Genomic DNA, 18346 nt, shown 5'->3' with positions numbered 1-18346 from the left:
CCGGCCATCGTCGGGTTATTTTTCGGGAGGTCGCGAATCGGAGTTCATGGAACGGCAACCAGCGACGCGAGGAGGACTGTGATGAAGCTCACCGGGATCGATCACTTCGTGCTCACGGTAGAGGACGTCGAGGCGACGTGTGAGTTCTACGAAGATTTGGGTGCTGAGATCGTAACGTTCGGGGACGATCGCAAGGCGCTGCGCTTTGGCGAGCAGAAGATCAATCTCCACCCAGTCGACAACGACGTTGACATCGTCGCGAGGGAACCGACGCCCGGCGGGGGCGACTGCTGTCTGGTGACCGAGACGCCCATCGAGGACGTCGAGCGCCGACTTCGAGAGCGAGACGTCGAGATCGTCATGGGCCCGGTCGAACGGACGGGTGCCGTCGGTCCGATTACGTCGGTGTACGTTCGAGATCCCGATGGAAATCTCGTCGAGATTGGGCGGTACGACGACTGACGGCGGAAAACGTCGGTGACGGGCAGTGCATCCGACGTGTGAAAATCGAACGTGTCGGCTCCCATTCACTACGGTCAGAGTCCGCGGGTCTCCCGCGCTTCGGCGATTCGCGGTAGCGTGATAACGTAGATGGCGTCGCGCCACGTTCGCTCCGCTACTCGAATTCCTCGCGGACATCGATCTAGGCCCTGAGCGTGTGCTTCTCGAGTTTCGAATTTCTTTTTGGGAAGATCTGTCCGCCGACGAAGGGTGTGGATACAGTACATACATCAGATACATTCCTACATACCAAATCGAAGTAGGGTGGGTACATTCTTATTGAGACGGCCCGTTATCTCACGTATGTCGATCGACATCGAGGATTTTGAGGTGCGGTCTCCCAAAGAACTCGAGGAGCCGAGTAACGCCGAACGAGTGCTCCGATTCCTCTACGAACACAGAGACAAGGCGTGGAAGGCGTCGACGATCGCCGAACGATCGGGCGTCAACAAGAACTCGATCTCGGCGGTACTCAACCGGCTGAAGGAGCAGGACCTCGTCCGACACAAGGGCTCGTACTGGGCCATTACGGACGATACGGAACGGCTTCGTCGTGCGCACCAATTCCATCGGACGGTCCAGCAATTCAACGAACTCTACGGCGAAGAGGATCGCGACGAGTGGACCGAAGCGAGTGACCAGGCGAGCGAATGACGCACGAGCGAGGGACGATCGTCTTCGCGGACGATCCGTTCAAGGGTGACGACGCGAGTCGACCGTGGCTGATTATCGGAACGGATGAGGCACCGTTTCACGGCGACCAGTACATCACACTCACGCTCTCAACGAAAACGTGGTACGACGAGCGCGTTCCGATCGACGACGACGATCTCATCGACGGTGGTCTCCCGAAAAACAGTTCGATTCTCCCGTGGGCGGTCGCATCGGTCGAAGCGACTCGAATCGATCGCGTGCTCGGCACGCTCGAGGAGACGCTCGTCGACGATGTCGCCAGACAGTTCGGATCCTATATCGGTGTCGAGCGGCGCTGACCACCAACTCCGGTCGACTGGCTGTCTATCGTCGGTAATGTCGGTATTCCTCGCACAACGCGACTCTCGAATACACGCTCAAAAGTGACGTTTCAGCGATCGGTCGATTGAACGGATGTCGAGAGGCCAGGACGACGATCGCCAGTTGGCCGGCCGAAATTACGGCCAGAGTCCGCGTTTGGCCTTCGCCTCGGCGATCCGTGACAGTGCGACGACGTAGGCGGCGTCGCGCCACGTCAGATTCTGTTTCTCGACTTCCTCGCGGATATCCGCCCAGGCGGCGAGCATCTTGTCCTCGAGTTCGGCGTTAACCTCGTCGAGAGTCCACTGGCGGCGGTTGATATCCTGCAGCCACTCGAAGTAGCTGACGGTGACGCCGCCGGCGTTGGCGAGGATGTCGGGAATGACGGTGACGTCGCGTTCCTCGAGGATGGTGTCAGCGGCGAACGTCGTCGGGCCGTTCGCGCCCTCGACGACGATGTCGGCCTCGACGGCGTCGGCGTTGTCCGCGGTGATCACGTTCCCCACGGCGGCGGGGATCAACACGTCGACGTCGAGTTCGAGCACGTCCTCGTTGGAGATGGTTTCCGGCGCGTCTTGCTCGAGGACGGCCTCCGGTTCCTCGTCGTGGGTCGGAACGTCGTGGGTGTCGAGACCCGCGGGATCGTGGATGGCTCCGTTGACGTCGCTGACGGCGACGACGGTCGCACCCCAGTCCTCGAGCAAGCGCGCGGCGTTCGCGCCGACGCTGCCGAAGCCTTGGACGGCGACGGTGGTGTCCGAGACGTTGCGGTCCTCGTAGTCGATGGCTTCTCGCGTCGCGATCGCAGTGGATCGTCCGGGCGCTTCCTCGCGGCCGTAAGAGCCGCCGACGACGGGGGGCTTGCCCGTAACGACGCCGGGAATGGTCTCGCCCTGTTGCATCGAGTAGGCGTCCATGAACCAGGCCATCGTCTGGGCGTCGGTGCCCATATCGGGTGCCGGCACGTCTTTCGTCGGCCCGACGTCATCGCGTAACTCTTCGGCAAACCGGCGTGTGAGCCGTTCGGTCTCGCCGTCGGTCAGCGATTTCGGATCGACGGAGATACCGCCTTTGCCGCCCCCGAATGGGAGGTCCATGACGGCACACTTCCAGGTCATCCACATCGAGAGGCCGATACACTCCTCGGCGTTTACCTCGGGGTGGTAGCGAAGGCCGCCCTTGTACGGCCCGCGCACGTCGTCGTGTTGGGCCCGATAGCCCGTGAACACGTCGACGGAGCCGTCCTCGCGCTCGAGTGGAACCGAAACTTGTGAAACCCGCGTCGGGTGTTTGAGTCGCTCGATGACGCCGGGATCGACGTCGACGTGTGCGGCCGCACGCTCGAGTTGGCGGCGTGCGGTAACCAATGCTGAATCGAGGTCGCTCTCTGCCGTCGGTTCGGTCTCGTGTGTTGTTGACGAAGTCATTGTGGGAGTGCGATCAGTATGGCGGTTCGTTGGGGATGGGTTACGCACGGAACAGCTTTCGGGGGAAGTCTGCGAGCGTCTCCGCGCCACTGGACGTGATGCGGAACGTCTCGCTCAGTTCCATCCCGATGTCCTCCGTCCAGATGCCAGGGATCATGTGGAACGTCATGTTCTCCTCGAGGACGGTCTCGTCGCCGGGGCGGATGCTCGCCGTGTGTTCGCCCCAGTCCGGCGGGTAGCCCAGTCCCATCGAGTAACCGATTCGATCCTCCTTCTCGATGTCGTACTTGGCGATGGTGTCGCGCCAGGCCTTTTCGACGGTCTCGCAGGTGACACCAGGCTCGGCAGCGTCGAGTGCGGCGTCGACGGCTTCGACGACGACCTCGGCGGTGTGCTCGAGCTCTGCCGGTGGCTCACCGACGAACGTCGTCCGTGCGAGCGGCGAGTGATAGCGGTGGCGACAGCCTGAGAGTTCGATGATGACCGGGTCGCCGTCCTCGAACTCTCGATCCGTCCACGTCAGGTGCGGGGTTCCGGTGTGCTCGCCCGAGGGCATCAGCGGGACGATCGACGGATAGTCGCCGCCGTACTCGTCGGTCCCGGTGATGAGCGCCTCGTAGATCTCGGCGGCGACTTCGTACTCCGGAACGCCGGCTTCGATGGCGTCTAATCCCGCTTGCATGGCGTTTTCCGAAATCCGGGCAGCCTGGTGCATGTACTCGAGTTCCTGGTCGGACTTCTTGACGCGAACCCAGCCGACGAGGAGCGTCGCGTCCTCGAACTCGGCCTCGGGGAGGTTTTGCTGGAGACGGGTATACGACTTGGCGGTGAAATAGTAAGCGTCCATCTCGAGACCGATTCGTCCGTCCGCGACCTCGAGGTCTTCCAAGACACCGGCGACGTAGTCCATCGGGTGGAGGTCGTGGGGCGAGTGGACGTGATCGTCGCTGTAGGCGCGAATGTTCGGCTCGGAAAGGGTGGTCGTCGCCCGCGCGCCGTCGGCGTCCATCTGTCGGCCGACCCAGACGGGTTCCTCGTGCTCGAGGGTGACGACGACCGCCTGATGAACGTAGAACGACCAGCCGTCGTACCCCGTCAGGTAGTTCATATTGGCCGGATCGGCGACGACGATCGCGTCGAGGTCCTCCTCGCGCAATCGGTCTCTCGTTCGGCTCAGTCGACGCTCGTACTCCGCGTCGTCGAAGACGGCTCGTGACATGATAACAGGCCCTCTACGAGAAGAATCGATCAGCAGTGCTAAAACTTTTTCGTGTACGTAGTTCACAGATACTGTGTATAACCTATCGGTGAGCAACACGTCGCCGGACGCGAGTGGCCGCGATCGGTTTTCGTCTGGCAACGCACTGTCCAGTCTGCAAACCAAAACACCGCCCGTTAAGAGACGGGGGTTCATTGGCGCGGATATGGCACTACTCGAGACGATCGTGATCGCGTTCTGGGCGATGTTGCCCGCCTACGTTCCGAACAATATTGCCGTCCTGGCGGGTGGCGGTCGACCGATCGACGGCGGTCGGACCATGGGTGGCAGCCGACTTCTCGGCGACGGAAAGACCTGGCGCGGCACGGCAGCGGGCACGACTGCTGGGCTCGCACTCGCCGGCGTACTGACGCTCGCCGCCGACGACGTGAGTGGCGCGCTCGGTGTCGACGTCCCCGAGTTTACGCTGCTCGCGGCACTCGGACTCGCGGGCGGGGCGATGCTCGGCGACATCCTCGCGTCGTTTCTCAAACGTCGATCGGGACGCGAACGCGGCGCGATGTTCCCCGGACTCGACCAACTCGACTTCGTCGTCGTCTCGCTTCCGCTGACAGCGTTGCTCGCTTCAGAGTGGTTTTTTACATGGTTCACGTGGGACGTTATCGCGGTCGTCGTCGTCCTGACGCCGATCCTCCACGTGACGACGAACATGATCGCCTACCAACTCGGCTTGAAAAACGAACCCTGGTAACGACACGAACTGGATAACGCCACGAACTGGATAACGCCACGAATCGGATAACGCCACGAATCGGATAACGCCACAACCTAGAGTCGTTTCGGCAACGAGAATTGCCAACTGCTCGAGCCAGCTCCCTTGTTGCTTCGGAAGCACGGTCTCTGGGCCGTAAATTCGCTCTGTTGCTTTCTCTCGATTTTTGCAGGTATCGATGGACGACTCACTCGCTCGAGTCGACCAAACCGCCCTCCTCGCCAGAAGAGTGTCTCCGAGTAACTACGAATTGCGGACGAGCGGCTCGTACCACGTTCGATTTCGATCGTACCACTCGACGAACTGTGAGACGCCGTCGCGAATGCTCGTCGACGGCTCGTAGTCGATCAACTCGGTGGCTTTCGAAACGTCCGCGTGCGTGTGGCGCGCGTCGGCTTCCTTCGCAGCCGCGTACTCGAGGTCGACGTCCGCACCCGTCTCGTCGATGATGTACTCCGCGAGTTCCTCGATCGTGATGGTCCCGGTCGAACCGACGTTCATCACCTCGCCGTCTCCCGCGCTCGTCTCGAGGAGCGAAAGGTTCGCCCCGACGATATCGTCGATGTAGGTGAAATCACGGGTCTGTTGGCCGTCGCCGTAGATAACTGGTGGCTCGCCGTTGAGACACCGAGAGGTGAAGTTCGTAATCGCCATATTCGGACGCATCCGCGGCCCGTAGACCGTGAAGTACCGGAGGCTGACCGTCGGGAGGTCGTAAACGTCGGTCCAGACCCGACAGTAGTGTTCGGCGGCCAGTTTGGTCACACCGTAGGGGCTCTGGGGGACGTTCTGGTGATCCTCGTCGTAGGGAAGGTACTCGACCTCGCCGTAGACCGAGGAGGAAGAGGCGTTGACGAAGCGGGTGACGCCGTGGTCGGCCGCCGCTTGCAGCAGATTGAGCAGCCCGGTCGTGTTGATCTCGTGGGGCTTCTTGGGATTCTCGACGCTGGTTCTGACACCCGCCTGTGCCGCCTGATGGTAGACGAATTCGACGTCGCGACTCGAGACGAGTTCGCGGACGAGCGCTTCGTCGGTGATCGATCCCTCGACGAACTCGTATCGCTCGGGGGCGGCTTCCTGACAGCGTTCGACGTTTCGATCCTTGATTCCCACGTCGTAGTACGGATCGAGAATATCGAGTGCGACGACGCTGTGTCCCGACTCGAGGAGCCCCTCGGAGATGTGCGATCCGATGAACCCCGCGCCGCCGGTTACGAGAACGTTCATATTGGCGTGAACGAACGGGGGTCGGTAGTGCGTTTCGAATACAGTCGGTTCGGTGACACTGCTCACCTTCGGCGTTAGCGTCTCCGGATAACGCGACGGATTGCCACACTAGCCCGAGAACGGCACGTGAAACGGTAGATTTCGTTCGACGGTCGCTCTGAATCGGGCGGAGAGTCCGAGCAACGTGAGTCCGTACACGCCCGCTCCGAAGCCGACGAGAAGTATCACGATCAGCGCATTGTGCTGGAGTGCGTCGGTCGCTTCGATCGCCTCGAGTGCACCGTAGACGACGACGCCCATCACCAGTGCGGCTGTGATTTGGCGTCCGATTTCGCCAAACGGCGTCCGGAACTCGACCAGTTGCGAGAGCGTGAGGTACGCGAGAACGGTCGCGATCGCAACCGACGCGATACTCGCGATTGCTGCTCCCTCGAGGCCGTACCGTGGGATGAGAACGACGTTTAGCCCCGCGTTGAGCGCGATGAACACCGCGTTGATTCGGAACGCGAGGTCGGGTCGGTCGATTCCGTTGAGGCCGTTCATCAGTTGCTTCTGGTAGGAGTACAGCGTCGTCGCGACGATGAGCAGTGCGAGGACGGTCGCCCCCTCGACGAACTCCGGCCCGTAGATCTCGAGGAGTCGATCCGCGAGCAGTGTCCCGCCGACGATGCCCGGAATTGCGATCAGTCCGGTGAACGCGAGTGAATCCTCGACGAGGCCGGAGACGGCTTCTCGAGCGTCTCGAGCGGACGTGTGGCTAATCTCGGGAAACATCGTCGAGCTGACGGCGCTCCCGAAAATGTCGAGGAACTTCGCGATGGACCACGCGACGGAGTAGACACCGACGAGTGCCGACTGCGCGAAGACGCCGAGGAGGAGGATGTCGACCTCGTTGAACGTCCGGGACTTGAGCGACCCGAGCCACGAGAACTTCGCGTAGTCGAAGAGGCTCACGAAGTGACGTTTGCTCGGCATCGACGGTCGAGTGGAGACCCAGTACAGACCGAGAATGCCGACGATGATTCCACCGAGGGCGTAGCCCACGAGCATCCCGAGGAGTCCGTAGCCCGCTATCACGAGCACGATCTGAATGAGGCTCTGTCCGCCGATTTTGACCGGATCAAGTAAGCCTTCGATGTGGACCTTCCGCTCACCCTTTAGGGCTCGGAAAACCATGTTGTAAAACAGTTTGATGAACAATAGCGCCACGACGAACCAGACGACCGAGAGTGCAACGTACTGGTCGAACTCGGCAATATAGCGCTCGAGGAGCGTCTGTGAAATGATGACTACGACCGAAAGCCCACTTGCAAACGTTAGGACCCAGATGATCGCCGCAGAAAGATAGGCTCCCTGTTTGTCTCCCTCGCTAATCCGCTTTGTCGCTGCCTTTCCGATACCAAGTTCACCAGCCAGAATCAGCCATCCGACGACCGTCAGAACCAGGGTATAGAGCCCGATTACCTCCGCGCCCAGTTCTCGAGCGAAATAGAGGGTCGCGACGAAGCCGAGGGCTGAGCCAAGAAGCTTCGATAAAAAGACGATAAGCGATGTTTGGCCAATATTCATACGTGTCGAAATTCTTCAACGACCGTTTAGAGTGTGGATTTAGGTACTTTTCTATTAATATGGTATAACCTATACAACGAGGCTGGTATAGCAATACCTATACTGATAACAAATTACGCAAGTTGTTAGATACGCCTGCTGGAACATACCACAGTACACTCAATAGTTCCCTTGTTCCAAGATTACAAATGGGAAGTCTTTGGAACCCCTGACTGAGTTTTCCTTCTTCGATATACAGCTTTGTAAGCTCAAGATGCTGTACATGCGTTACTGGGTATCCATTTGATTCGAGGCGAGTTACTTCGTCTGAGAATTTCGATAAGAGTCGTGATTTTCCCTCTCTGTAGGTCTCGACTGGTGGACGCCCAGTTCCGTGTTTATACACAAGTGGCTCGTCAACGTAAGCAATCTTACCCTGTTGAAGAATTCGAATCAGAAACTCCCAGTCTTGGTGACGTGGGAAGGACGGATCAAAACCACCAATCTCTTCGACGACATTTCGTTTAACAAGTAAAGTGGAGGAACCAGTTGATAGATTCAGTAGGAAAATTTCTTTGATTAAGTCTTCTCCGCCCTCTTTTGGTGTGCCTTTCTTTTTTGCTCCAATTGCCGTAGATAACGCGAAGGCTAGCTGTTGACACCTCGAAACATTAAATACTCGCTTACAATGTGCAGCAATCCACTCATCTGATCGTGATTTGAGTTCTGTCAATTGTTTCGCGAGTTTGTCGGGCTTCCACTCGTCATCAGCATCAAGATATGATATGTATTTTCCGGAAGCATGGTCTAATCCGGTATTCCGGGCAGCACTTCCACCCCGATTCTGGGTATGCCGAACGTATTGAACTCGCTCATCATCGTAGGACGTACTAATCTGTGCAGTCGAATCTTCTGATGCATCATCAATGACGATTATTTCGATATTTGAAACGGATTGATCTAATGCACTTTCGATAGCTCGAGGAAGCGTATCGGCAGCATTGTAGGCAGGTATAATAACGCTTACTTCAGTCATATGCATACACGTAATTCCGCGTCATTTTATTATTTTGGCAATCTATTTCCAATCCAAGCCCCAATCCAAAAGCCAATGGGGATAAAGAATTCACAAATATATATGTTAAATATTGATCTATTGACCCTCTCTTCTACTCAAACATAGACTGTCATCTAAATCGTAATTTGGATGTACCAGTAACGATAGAAGATACTAACAGCAGAATATATAACGACAATGAATCGGTCTCTTATGCGGTATGTTCGATTATATACAAAGAAGTTGGGCAACGTACTCATGCTCCAGAAACCGATCAATCGCCTTTGGAATACATACGAACACCTCAAATTCACCTATTACTGTCGTAAACATCTACGTTCTAATTCCTCTTGCGCAGACATTGATCCAACCCGTATTATCTGGGTTTCACCGTCAAATATATATCATCTTTCTGGCTCGTCATTCGATTCCTTTACTGATACAGCACGCCTCGTCGACGGAGCCTGGGACCAGAACCCACGCCCACTCACAACTGAACCAGCATACAACCTTTTTCGTGCCCGATTTTGTGATGGCAGAGAGTGGCAGGAAACGGAATGGTACACAGAACATGCAACGGCAATTCAAGAGGGGAGTCATTCCCGATACGTCTCTCTCGAGGAACTCCACGACAAACTCGAGCGGTATGAAAAACTGTACGAACAATTTTCAAACGGTCAATATCGTACTCAGGCAGACCTTGTTGCGGAGGGAGTGATCACACTCCCGGGTGATGGTGGCCGTGCGTTGTTCCCGTCGCGAACTGACAAATCACTGCTTCGTCACGAAATCGCGATTAATATCGGACGCGATGGCACATTGTTTCGTAATGACGGTCGTCACCGACTCGCGCTTGCGTTACTCACCAACCTCGAGGAAATCCCCGTCAGAATCGTTGTTCGTCACACAGAGTGGCAGTCACTCCGAGACACTGTTGCACAAACGATCGATGACGCTTTAGACCGCGGAGTCGACCCAAAAAACGTCCGTCACGATGTCAACGAGAGTCTCACAGGAGAGCTTGAAGCGATCCAGTTTGGACTGAACCATCCTGACCTTGAACCGCTTTTCGAACGACGACTACCCGATACGTAGTCAGTCATTTCAAGCCTCGAGATGGCCCACATCTGGATGTGTCCGTACATCCCCACGTTGGTATTCAGCTGCTAGTGTCTCCATCCAGTTCGTATGACGAACCATGACCGTTACGGGGATGGTCTCGAGTTCGAGTATCTTTGCAATCGCCAGCCGGTGTTGACCATTAATGAATAATAGTTGTCCATTCCGTCCAATATCTACTAAAACTTCGTTTGTGAGCTCCCGAGGGTAACTCGTCTGGATAGTTATTTCGGCTTGGGTTTGGTATCCTTGTGTTCGAATTTGTTCGTACAATTGATCAACAAACTCACATCGCTGTTCGATATCTGAGACCGTTTGGCAGTTGTGCCATGCCATTTCATCGTTCTCGACAGCCGTAGTTACATCCTTTACATATGGGGTTTGTTTCCAGGCTACTCCGTCATTGAACCGTTGTCGGAGTGATTGGACTAGCGGTTGTGAATCGAATCGTGGCGTCTCTGTATCCCATTTTCCACTGACAACCCGTCCAAGTTGATCCATGCGGTTTTTTGTTGGGTAACCGTGCTTCGGGAACTCACTAACGTGCGTTATTCGCTGTGGGTCAACGAAGCGCCGCTCTAACGGCTGCATCGGAATCTCATATGTGTCGACAGGCCTTTGCTTTCGTCGGTAGTATTTCGCTGCAATAGTTCGATATTTTGGCAGCACGGCTATCGACGAATGAACTTGGTCTGTGAGTGAATACCAGAGAAATGGCAGACCGTGCGTTCGGGCAGTGGTAATCGGATTCATCTTTGAATCGTGTTTCCCCTTATTGTATAGGAGTCTTGATTGATTGAGAAGCCCTTAGAAAGACTAATTGACCCCTCAGTTTAGCTGGTTTCTGGAACGGAGATCGATCGAAGAATCCGTTCGTATCGGTTCACAGCACCGTCGATGCTATACGTTGTTTCGGCAACCTCTCGACCCTGTTTGCTAATGGTCAAAAGGCACTCTCGAGAAAGGATCTGCTGAATGGAGGTGTTAATCTCCTGTCGAGTTGTATTATGGAGTAAAAATCCAGTTTCACCTTTACGCACAACATCTGGTACACCAGACACAGGTGTCGCAAGCACAGGTGTTCCACAGGCTAATGACTCCAAAATTACCGTCGGGAGTCCTTCAGTTGGCTGTGATGGCAATACTAGCAACTGTAGTGAACTCAGTTCTCGAGGAACGTCTTCGTGATCGACCCATCCCGTAAACTCGACGTCACCAGTTGCAATTTCCTCGCTCAGTTCGTGTTCCAACGCTTCTCGCAACGGTCCATCACCGATAAACCGAAACGTAATGTCATCCGGTAACGCCGCGGCTGCACTGGCGAGCGTACGAACGTTTTTCTCTTCGTCGAGTCGACCCAGAAATCCCACGACACGATCACGTTCTTCGAACGGCGTTTTCGGTGAAAACCGATCCGTATCGACGTAGCGTGCACCGTTCGGGTACAGTTTGTGATCGTATCCCTCGAGGTCCAGTTGCGCGGCCATCGACGGCGTGTAGGTGATAATAGCATCCGATACCCGGTAGCCGACTCGCTCGAGTCCCCAGACGAGACCCGCTAGGAATCGCGCAATCGGATTCGGAACTCGCTGTTCCCACTGCAATCGCAGTGTCAGTGGGACATCACCGCGCGGCTCGAGGACGACTGTTCGTCCGAGAAGCTTTGCGAAGGCGATCGGCAGCAAATACGACGTTGCACCGAAAAAGAGCACAATAGATTCGTCCCGTTTCGCGATCGTTCGGCACATTCGAAGCTGATTCAGGACGAACCGAAGTGCGGCGACTGGAATCGAGTCACCCACAGCCCGATCTGAGATCTCGAGTACCTCGTGTGACTCTCTCATCTCCGACTCGGCAGAGAGATTGGTCGTTACGAGCGCGACAGATGTGATCGCCGAGAGTATTTCGAGCAACGCGTCGACGTGGTTTTCACTCGCCGGCGCGAGCGGGTGCGTCACGACGAGAACGTCATCGTTCGACATTCGGATTGAGTGTGGATTCTGGAGTCTTCAGTAAATACTATCTGATACGGAACGACTCAGTGACGGGAGAGCGTTTCGTACACGTACCCACTTCCTACAGCCCCAGTAAACACGAACAACATGACGAATTGCACGAATCCTGCCAAAGATGGGGACACGGCTAGTGACCGAAGCCGTCGGGGAACGAAACCACCGAGCAACTGCTGTAAATACGCCGTCTCTGAATCCTTCGAACCCGTCTCTCGACGCTCGAGTCGACGTTTCGATCGGCCCTGTTCGAACGCTCGAGCGAGGAGCCAGCGGAGTTTCGTTCGGTGTTCGAATACCTTGTGGGCGACGATAGCGTCGGGATTGTAGACGACGCCGCGCCCGTAGCGGCGCTGGAGTCGAGTGCCGATTTCGGCCCCCTCTGAATGGCTGTAGGAGTCGGCATCCGGTCCGAGTTCGGGGTCGAACCCGCCGAGATTCACGAAGACGTCGCGGCGAAAGGAGATGTTCGATTCGAACGTGTTCCGAATCTCGTCGCCGCTCGAGGCGAATCCCGGGTACGTGACGCCGATCAGCCAGTAGAATTCTTCGGGGAGGGTCGCCGGCTTACCTGCGATCCAATCGCCGGTCATTTTTCCGCCAGCAGCGATGGCATCGGTTTCCTCATAGGTATTTACCAGCTCCTCGACCCAGGTCGGTGCTGCCGTCGCATCGTCGTCGATGAACGCCACAACGTCTCCCGTCGCCAATTCGGCTCCTCGAGTGCGACTGTACGAGACGCCCCTATTTTCGTCGTTGCAGTAGGCTGCAACGGCTGCGTTGTCTCCAAAGTCCGACCGAAACCGATCGAACACGTCACGGTTTCCGTCGACGACGACGATAATCTCGATCTGATCGTATGTTTGAGAGAGGAGACTGTCGATACACTCCGAGAAGTCGTCGTATCGATCCATCGCGTACGTGCAGGCGACGACGGAAACCTTCATTCGGCTCTCCGTTACTGTGAGCGGCGAATAAGCCTTTTCCTTCGCCCAACGACGGTAATTCTCAGCTGTCTTTGGATAGTGAAGCGAGGCGATAACGAGTCGAAGCAACGTTCTCGTCAGGTGGTCGTTCGACCTGGCAAACAAAAGCTGAGTGGCATATGACAAGGCTTATTCTTGACTTGTGTCTGGTGGAAGCTAATGAGTACGGATACCGAACACGTCGACGAGGGTGTCGCGGCCTCGCCCTCCCTCCTCGAGACGTGGCGCGATTGGTATCACCTGCCGCTTATCGGCGTCGTGATACTGTTTATGTTCGTGACACGAGTGCTGTCGTACGGGAATTTCATCACCGACGACGGTCGGCCGGCGTTGAACGCCGTCGACTCGTGGTACCATTGGCGGACCGTCGAGTGGACGGCCGAAAACTACCCGAATACGATGCCCTACGAGATCTGGACGGGGTTTCCGACGGGTAACTACGTCGGTCAGTTCGGGACTCTGTTCGATCAGATTATCGTCACCGTCGCGATGATCGTCGGGCTCGGCGATCCGTCCTCGAGTACGCTCTACTCCGTCGCGCTGCTCACTGTCCCAGCAATGGCGGCACTCGTCGCGATTCCTGTCTTCTACATGGGTCGTCGACTCGGCGGCACGATCGGCGGACTCGTGTCGATCGCAGTTCTCGCGCTCGCACCGGGGACGTTCTTCTATCGGTCGACGGTCGGCCAGCTTCAACACCACGTTGCAGAGGTGTTGTTCATGGCACTCGCCGTCCTCTCGATGATGGTCGCGCTTCGCGTCGCCGAGCGCGAACAGCCGATTTACGAACTCGTGGCCGACAGGGATTGGGATGCACTCCGTGAACCCGCGAAGTACAGCGCCCTCGCCGGTATCGCACTCAGCTTGTACCTCTGGGTGTGGCCGCCTGGCGTCGTCCTCGTCGGGATCTTTGCCGTCTTCTTCACCGTCCAGCTCTGTCTCGATTACGTTCGTGGAACGTCGCCCGACCACCTCGCGTTCGTCGGTGCGATCAGCATGGCGATTCCCGCGCTCTTCATGCTCGTAATGATCGAGGAAGTTTCGCTGGGAAGTACGACCAGTTTCGGTCTCCTGCAGCCGATTGCTGCTGCCCTCGTCGCATTCGGTTGTCTGTTCATGGCCGGACTCGCTCGAGTCTGGAACAGCCGAGAGATTGACCGCCGCTATTATCCGGCGGCGATCGGCGGATTGCTCCTCGGCGCGTTCGTCGTGATGTGGCTCGCACTGCCGGATCTCTACGATACGTTCGTCGGCAACCTCACGGGACGACTCCTCCCGCTCGATCCCTCCGAGACGGGCCTCACCGTCTCGGAAGTCCAGCCGCCGGACGACTTCAACGCCCACGTCTTCGGCGAGTTCGGTGCGGCGTTCTACACGATGCTCGCCGGTCTCGCGTTCCTCGTCGCGCGACCGTTCCTGGGGCGTGAGTTCCGTGCCGAATACACGCTCGTCATCATCTGGTCGCTGTTCCTGATCAGCATGACGGCGACCCAGACCCGATTTAGCTACTACCTCGTGCTCGCGGTTGCCGTCGTCAACGCGATCTTCGTCGCTGACGTCGTTCGATTCTTCGACCTCGATATCCGCGGCGGCGTCGATTCGCTCCGCCAGGTCGAGACGTACCAGATCATCGTGCTCGTGTTGGTCGCGATGTTGGTGTTCGTTCCGCTGCTCACGCCGATGGCCGGCGGAGCAACTGCCTGGCAGCAGGGCCAAAATATGGGGCCACACCACGAGGCGATGACCTGGGAGGAATCGAACCACTGGCTCGCCGAAAACACCCCCGAACCGGGTAACTGGGGCGAAGACGAGAACGCGGACCAACTCGACTACATGGGTACGTACGAGTACCCAGAGGACGGTGACTACGACTATCCGGCCGGATCCTACGGCGTCATGTCGTGGTGGGACTACGGACACCTGATCACGACGCAGGGCGAACGGATGCCACACTCGAACCCGTTCCAGCAACACGCCGACTCGTCGTCGGCGTTCCTGACGGCCGAATCCGAGGATCGTGGTGAGTTAGTCCTCGATACGATCGCCGCTGGCGAGAACCCGACCGATCTCTCCGACCAGGAACTCGAGACCTACGCCGAAGAGGCCGGTGACGAGGAGATGCGCTACGTCATGATCGACAGCGCGATGGCGAGTAGCAAGTTCAACGCTATCTCACAGTGGTCCGGTCCGGACTACGGCTACTACATGACGCCGTCGGATCACGACACCGGTGAGCACCTCAACGTCGAGGACCTTCAGGAGGACTTCGATGAGGCACCGTTCCACGAGACGATGCTCGCACAGTTGTACTACGACGACGCGGACGGTATGGAACACTACCGCGCCGTCCACGAGAGCGAGGAGACGCCGCCGATGCTCATCGGAACCACCGCCGAGGTGTACGACAGTCAGGTCATCGATCCACAGGCTGAAGCCGCCCAGGACTTAGAGGAGATGGGGTACTCGGACGGTGACGTGATTCACGTCGACGACGGCGAACTCGCAGCGCCTGGTGAGGGACAGCCGTCGATGAGTATCGGTCCGATGACCGAGGCCGAACTCAGCCAGATTCAGCAGGATCCGATGAACGAACTGATCGACTTGCAAGTTGGCGAGCCGGTCCAGACGTTCGAACGCGTCGACGGCGCAACACTCAGCGGTGAAGTCGACGACGAAGACGACCTGCTCGACGATAACGCGACGGCGACCGTCGACGTCGACCTCGAGACGAACGCCGATCGGGAGTTCACGTACACGCAGGAAGTCGACGTCGAGGACGACGGTTCCTTCGAGGTGACGGTGCCGTACGCGACGGACGACGAACTCGGCGTCGAAGACGGCTACACCGACAGTGACGTGATGGCGACCGGCGACTACAACGTCTCGGTCGGCGAGTTCGGTGAGGACGGCTACGAGACCCAAACCGAAGTGCCAGAAGAGGCCGTCGTCCACGGCGAGACGGTCACGCTCGAGGACTTCGAGCAGACCGAACTCGAGGAACCTGAGGAAGCGGACGACGACGAACTCGACGCGGATGACGAGCAGATCGACGACGACGAGATGGAAGACGAACTCGAGATCGACGAGGACGAACTCGAAGACGAGATGGCTGACGCCGAGGATGAGGACGACGGCGCTGGCGAAGACCCCGCCGAGTAGGGATTACCACGTTTTGGCCGCTCGCCGGTTTCTGTACCGTGATTCTGATTCGTCGGGCAGCGACCGAACCGTCGGCGGTGTCGTGGCTGTCACGATGCACTCTGCTACAAAAGTAAGAAGGCTTTTGCACGCATCCGAAATACCCTCGAGTAATGCGGGAGCTTCTCGCCATCTATCTCAAGGGGTTTTCGATGGGGACGGCCGACGTCGTTCCGGGCGTCTCGGGCGCAACGATCGCGTTGATCGTCGGCATCTACGATCGATTGATTCAGGCGATTACGGCGATCGATCCGAGAGCGTTCCAGCCTGCGTTGAACCCAACCGATCCCGAGGCTCGTGCGGAGGTTCGGACGGCACTCGAGCGGATGGACGTCGTGTTCTTGCTCGCACTGGGACTCGGGATTTCGACGGCGATCGTGGTCCTCTCACGAGTGATGCACGTCGCGGCGACGACGTATCCGGTGCCGACGTACGGCTTTTTCTTCGGCCTGATCGCCGCGTCGGCGATCGTCCTCTACAGACAGATCGATCGCTGGACGCGCGAGCGGATCTTCGTCTCGGCGGTTGCCATCGCAATCGCCTTTTTCGTCACGGGAGTGACGACGGGAGACGTCTCTCACGGGCCGTTGATGGTGTTCGTCGCCGGTGCGGTCGCGATCTGTGCGATGGTGTTACCGGGCGTCTCGGGGGCGTTCTTCCTCCTGATTCTCGGCCAGTACGAGTACATGACGGGCGTTTTGAGCGAGTTCGTCGACGGCGTCCTCGGGTTGGCGACCGGGAACGCACTCGCCCCCGTAATCGAGTCCGGCACGGTCGTCTCGATTTTCGGCGTCGGAGCGGTGATCGGTCTGTTCACGATGGCACACATCGTTGGGTACGCTCTGGAACGCTATCGAGCCGCGACGCTGGCCTTTCTGGTGAGTCTGATGGTCGGCGCGCTCCGGTTACCGGTCGAAGAAGTGGGCGGAAACCTCGGTGAAACAGCCCTCGGGACGCCCGCAATCGCCATCGTCGCAGCCGCAATCGGCGTCGGTGCCGTCTTGCTCGTCGACCGCTACACCGACGACCTCGAGTACTGAGGGCCAATCGCTACTGACAACTGAGGACCAATCGAGTACTGAGAGAAAATCGGTGACTTCGGGCTAATCGGTGAGCCCTACTCCGTGAGTTCTTCGAACGCAATCGTCGGAAACCGTGGAACGACGGCACTGGGACGACGGCCGCTTCCCGTCGCTTCCAACGGCACCCGTTCGATAATTCCCTGATCGGCGAGTTCGTAGAGGAATCGTTTGACCGTCCCTCTCGTGAGTTCCGAACGCTCGGCGATCTCCGTCGCGACGGCTCGAATCGGCTGCTCCTCGGAATCGACGGTGACGAGGTCGGCGAGCACTTGCTGGCGCGTCTCCGAGAGCGTGAGCACGCGATCCAAGTGGACGCTCTCGTTGGGGACGTCGACTCGAGCCGTCTCGAGGTGCTCGGGTTCGATTCGGTCGCTGCCTTCCTCGGTCGCGAGGCTGGCGGCGCTGAACAAGACTGCGAGCGCGTCGTGTGCGTTGCCGTCCGCCCACATCGCAACGTCTCGAATCGTTTGGTGATCGAGGCTGCCCGCCGCGAGGCCGGTCGAGACGCGGTCGGTGAGCACGTCGACGAGTTCGTGTTGCCGGTAGGCTGGGACGGTGACGATTGGCTGGTCGTCCGTCCATTCGTCTGGTGGCTCCTGCCCGACCGCGACGGTCGAGACGCTGTCAGCGAGGGGCTCGAGTAACTCGCGAACGCGGCCGTAGGAGAGAGTTTGGGGTTCGTCGTGGTGATCGATTGCGACGATGGCTTTGCGGTCCGGTCGCGAGAGCCGCTCGGCGAGTCGATCCCGCAAATCGGCAGTTCCGACGCCGCTCTCTGGGACGTGGTTGTTCGAGACGACGGAGAGGACCGTTCGATAGAACGCGAAATCGCTCTCGACGCGCCGGCCGTCGACGTGGATAAACCACGTTACCGGCTTCGAACTCGCGGCTCGCGTCGTCGTGCCGATCGCTCGAGTGGGTTCGCCGAGGCGTTCGTTGAGTGCACCGAAGAGCGCCGTGACGATCGCTGTCGTCCCGGATCCTGACGGGCCGACGACGGCGACTGGAGGTGGCAACTCGCCGTCGAAGACTGCCTCGAGTGCGTCGAGTAGCTGTTCTAACACGGGGCCGCGTCCGATCGGGTCCGGTCGGTGGACGACGGGGCTCAGTTGGTCGTGGTCGACGACGACGGCCCGTCCCCGTCGAGCCGACCGTCGTCGAGCGATTCGTTCCTCCAGATCCATCTC

At 58.1% G+C, this 18346-nt stretch carries 14 protein-coding genes; 6 read left to right on the top strand and 8 right to left on the bottom strand.

The features are described 5' to 3' along the window. Window positions 1-81 precede the first annotated feature (81 nt). From BB347_RS08910 to BB347_RS08900, 3 genes are all read left to right on the top strand, one after another. Window positions 82-462, top strand: coding sequence for a VOC family protein (locus tag BB347_RS08910; RefSeq protein ID WP_076580681.1), 381 nt, complete (start codon window positions 82-84; stop codon window positions 460-462). Window positions 463-804: 342 nt separating this feature from the next. Next, on the top strand, window positions 805-1155 hold the full coding sequence (locus BB347_RS08905; RefSeq protein WP_076580680.1) for a MarR family transcriptional regulator: 351 nt from the start codon (window positions 805-807) through the stop codon (window positions 1153-1155). After that, window positions 1152-1493, top strand: coding sequence for a type II toxin-antitoxin system PemK/MazF family toxin (locus BB347_RS08900; protein ID WP_076580678.1), 342 nt, complete (start codon window positions 1152-1154; stop codon window positions 1491-1493). The genes BB347_RS08905 and BB347_RS08900 overlap by 4 nt, the downstream gene beginning before the upstream one ends. 159 nt (window positions 1494-1652) lie before the next feature. On the opposite strand, the gene gdhB is transcribed toward BB347_RS08900, so the two are convergent. Beyond that, entirely contained in the window at window positions 1653-2942 is a 1290-nt protein-coding gene (gene gdhB / locus BB347_RS08895; protein WP_076580676.1) for a glutamate dehydrogenase GdhB, read from the bottom strand. 40 nt (window positions 2943-2982) lie between these two features. Beyond that, entirely contained in the window at window positions 2983-4161 is a 1179-nt protein-coding gene (locus BB347_RS08890) for a M24 family metallopeptidase (RefSeq protein WP_076580674.1), read from the bottom strand. A gap of 205 nt (window positions 4162-4366) precedes the next feature. Between BB347_RS08890 and BB347_RS08885 the strand changes: the two genes are divergently transcribed. Then, window positions 4367-4912 carry a CDP-2,3-bis-(O-geranylgeranyl)-sn-glycerol synthase gene (locus BB347_RS08885; RefSeq protein ID WP_076580672.1) on the top strand — a complete coding sequence of 182 codons (546 nt, stop codon included), beginning with the start codon at window positions 4367-4369 and terminating at the stop codon, window positions 4910-4912. A gap of 264 nt (window positions 4913-5176) precedes the next feature. Here the strand turns inward: BB347_RS08885 and BB347_RS08880 are convergent, their stop codons facing one another. From BB347_RS08880 to aglG, 5 genes are all read right to left on the bottom strand, one after another. Next, a complete protein-coding gene (locus tag BB347_RS08880) occupies window positions 5177-6160 on the bottom strand; it encodes an SDR family oxidoreductase (RefSeq protein WP_076580670.1) in 984 nt (327 codons plus the stop codon). Window positions 6161-6268: 108 nt separating this feature from the next. After that, on the bottom strand, window positions 6269-7729 hold the full coding sequence (locus BB347_RS08875) for an oligosaccharide flippase family protein (protein WP_076580668.1): 1461 nt from the start codon (window positions 7727-7729) through the stop codon (window positions 6269-6271). Window positions 7730-7826: 97 nt separating this feature from the next. Next, the gene (locus tag BB347_RS08870) at window positions 7827-8744 is read right to left on the bottom strand and encodes a glycosyltransferase family 2 protein (protein WP_076581683.1); all 918 of its coding nucleotides are present in this window, start codon (window positions 8742-8744) and stop codon (window positions 7827-7829) included. A 1973-nt stretch (window positions 8745-10717) separates the two neighbouring features. Further along, window positions 10718-11866, bottom strand: a complete 1149-nt coding sequence (locus tag BB347_RS08860; RefSeq protein WP_076580664.1) for a glycosyltransferase family 4 protein — start codon at window positions 11864-11866, stop codon at window positions 10718-10720. A 56-nt stretch (window positions 11867-11922) separates the two neighbouring features. Further along, on the bottom strand, window positions 11923-12840 hold the full coding sequence (gene aglG, locus BB347_RS08855; protein ID WP_076580662.1) for a glucosyl-dolichyl phosphate glucuronosyltransferase: 918 nt from the start codon (window positions 12838-12840) through the stop codon (window positions 11923-11925). A 198-nt stretch (window positions 12841-13038) separates the two neighbouring features. Here aglG and BB347_RS08850 point away from each other — a divergent pair, with 198 nt between their 5' ends. Next, complete coding sequence (locus BB347_RS08850) at window positions 13039-16038, top strand: oligosaccharyl transferase, archaeosortase A system-associated (protein ID WP_076580660.1); 3000 nt, start codon at window positions 13039-13041, stop codon at window positions 16036-16038. A gap of 152 nt (window positions 16039-16190) precedes the next feature. After that, the gene (locus tag BB347_RS08845; protein WP_076580658.1) at window positions 16191-17117 is read left to right on the top strand and encodes a DUF368 domain-containing protein; all 927 of its coding nucleotides are present in this window, start codon (window positions 16191-16193) and stop codon (window positions 17115-17117) included. Window positions 17118-17194: 77 nt separating this feature from the next. Here BB347_RS08845 and BB347_RS08840 read toward each other — a convergent pair whose 3' ends face one another. Further along, a complete protein-coding gene (locus BB347_RS08840) occupies window positions 17195-18343 on the bottom strand; it encodes a Cdc6/Cdc18 family protein (protein ID WP_076580656.1) in 1149 nt (382 codons plus the stop codon). Window positions 18344-18346: the final 3 nt, after the last annotated feature.

This window comes from Natronorubrum daqingense (assembly GCF_001971705.1).
Taxonomy (GTDB): Archaea; Halobacteriota; Halobacteria; order Halobacteriales; family Natrialbaceae; genus Natronorubrum; species Natronorubrum daqingense.
Note: the sequence above shows the minus strand (reverse complement) of the source record. Positions and strands in the feature narration are given on the sequence as shown.

Coding starts and splice junctions, on each gene's coding strand:
- BB347_RS08885 (WP_076580672.1), top strand. CDS start 4,367: ATGGCACTACTCGAGACGATCGTGATCGCGTTCTGGGCGATGTTGCCC.
- BB347_RS08890 (WP_076580674.1), bottom strand. CDS start 4,161: ATGTCACGAGCCGTCTTCGACGACGCGGAGTACGAGCGTCGACTGAGC.
- BB347_RS08845 (WP_076580658.1), top strand. CDS start 16,191: ATGCGGGAGCTTCTCGCCATCTATCTCAAGGGGTTTTCGATGGGGACG.
- BB347_RS08840 (WP_076580656.1), bottom strand. CDS start 18,343: ATGGATCTGGAGGAACGAATCGCTCGACGACGGTCGGCTCGACGGGGA.
- aglG (WP_076580662.1), bottom strand. CDS start 12,840: ATGAAGGTTTCCGTCGTCGCCTGCACGTACGCGATGGATCGATACGAC.
- gdhB (WP_076580676.1), bottom strand. CDS start 2,942: ATGACTTCGTCAACAACACACGAGACCGAACCGACGGCAGAGAGCGAC.
- BB347_RS08860 (WP_076580664.1), bottom strand. CDS start 11,866: ATGTCGAACGATGACGTTCTCGTCGTGACGCACCCGCTCGCGCCGGCG.
- BB347_RS08905 (WP_076580680.1), top strand. CDS start 805: ATGTCGATCGACATCGAGGATTTTGAGGTGCGGTCTCCCAAAGAACTC.
- BB347_RS08875 (WP_076580668.1), bottom strand. CDS start 7,729: ATGAATATTGGCCAAACATCGCTTATCGTCTTTTTATCGAAGCTTCTT.
- BB347_RS08880 (WP_076580670.1), bottom strand. CDS start 6,160: ATGAACGTTCTCGTAACCGGCGGCGCGGGGTTCATCGGATCGCACATC.
- BB347_RS08870 (WP_076581683.1), bottom strand. CDS start 8,744: ATGACTGAAGTAAGCGTTATTATACCTGCCTACAATGCTGCCGATACG.
- BB347_RS08910 (WP_076580681.1), top strand. CDS start 82: ATGAAGCTCACCGGGATCGATCACTTCGTGCTCACGGTAGAGGACGTC.
- BB347_RS08900 (WP_076580678.1), top strand. CDS start 1,152: ATGACGCACGAGCGAGGGACGATCGTCTTCGCGGACGATCCGTTCAAG.
- BB347_RS08850 (WP_076580660.1), top strand. CDS start 13,039: ATGAGTACGGATACCGAACACGTCGACGAGGGTGTCGCGGCCTCGCCC.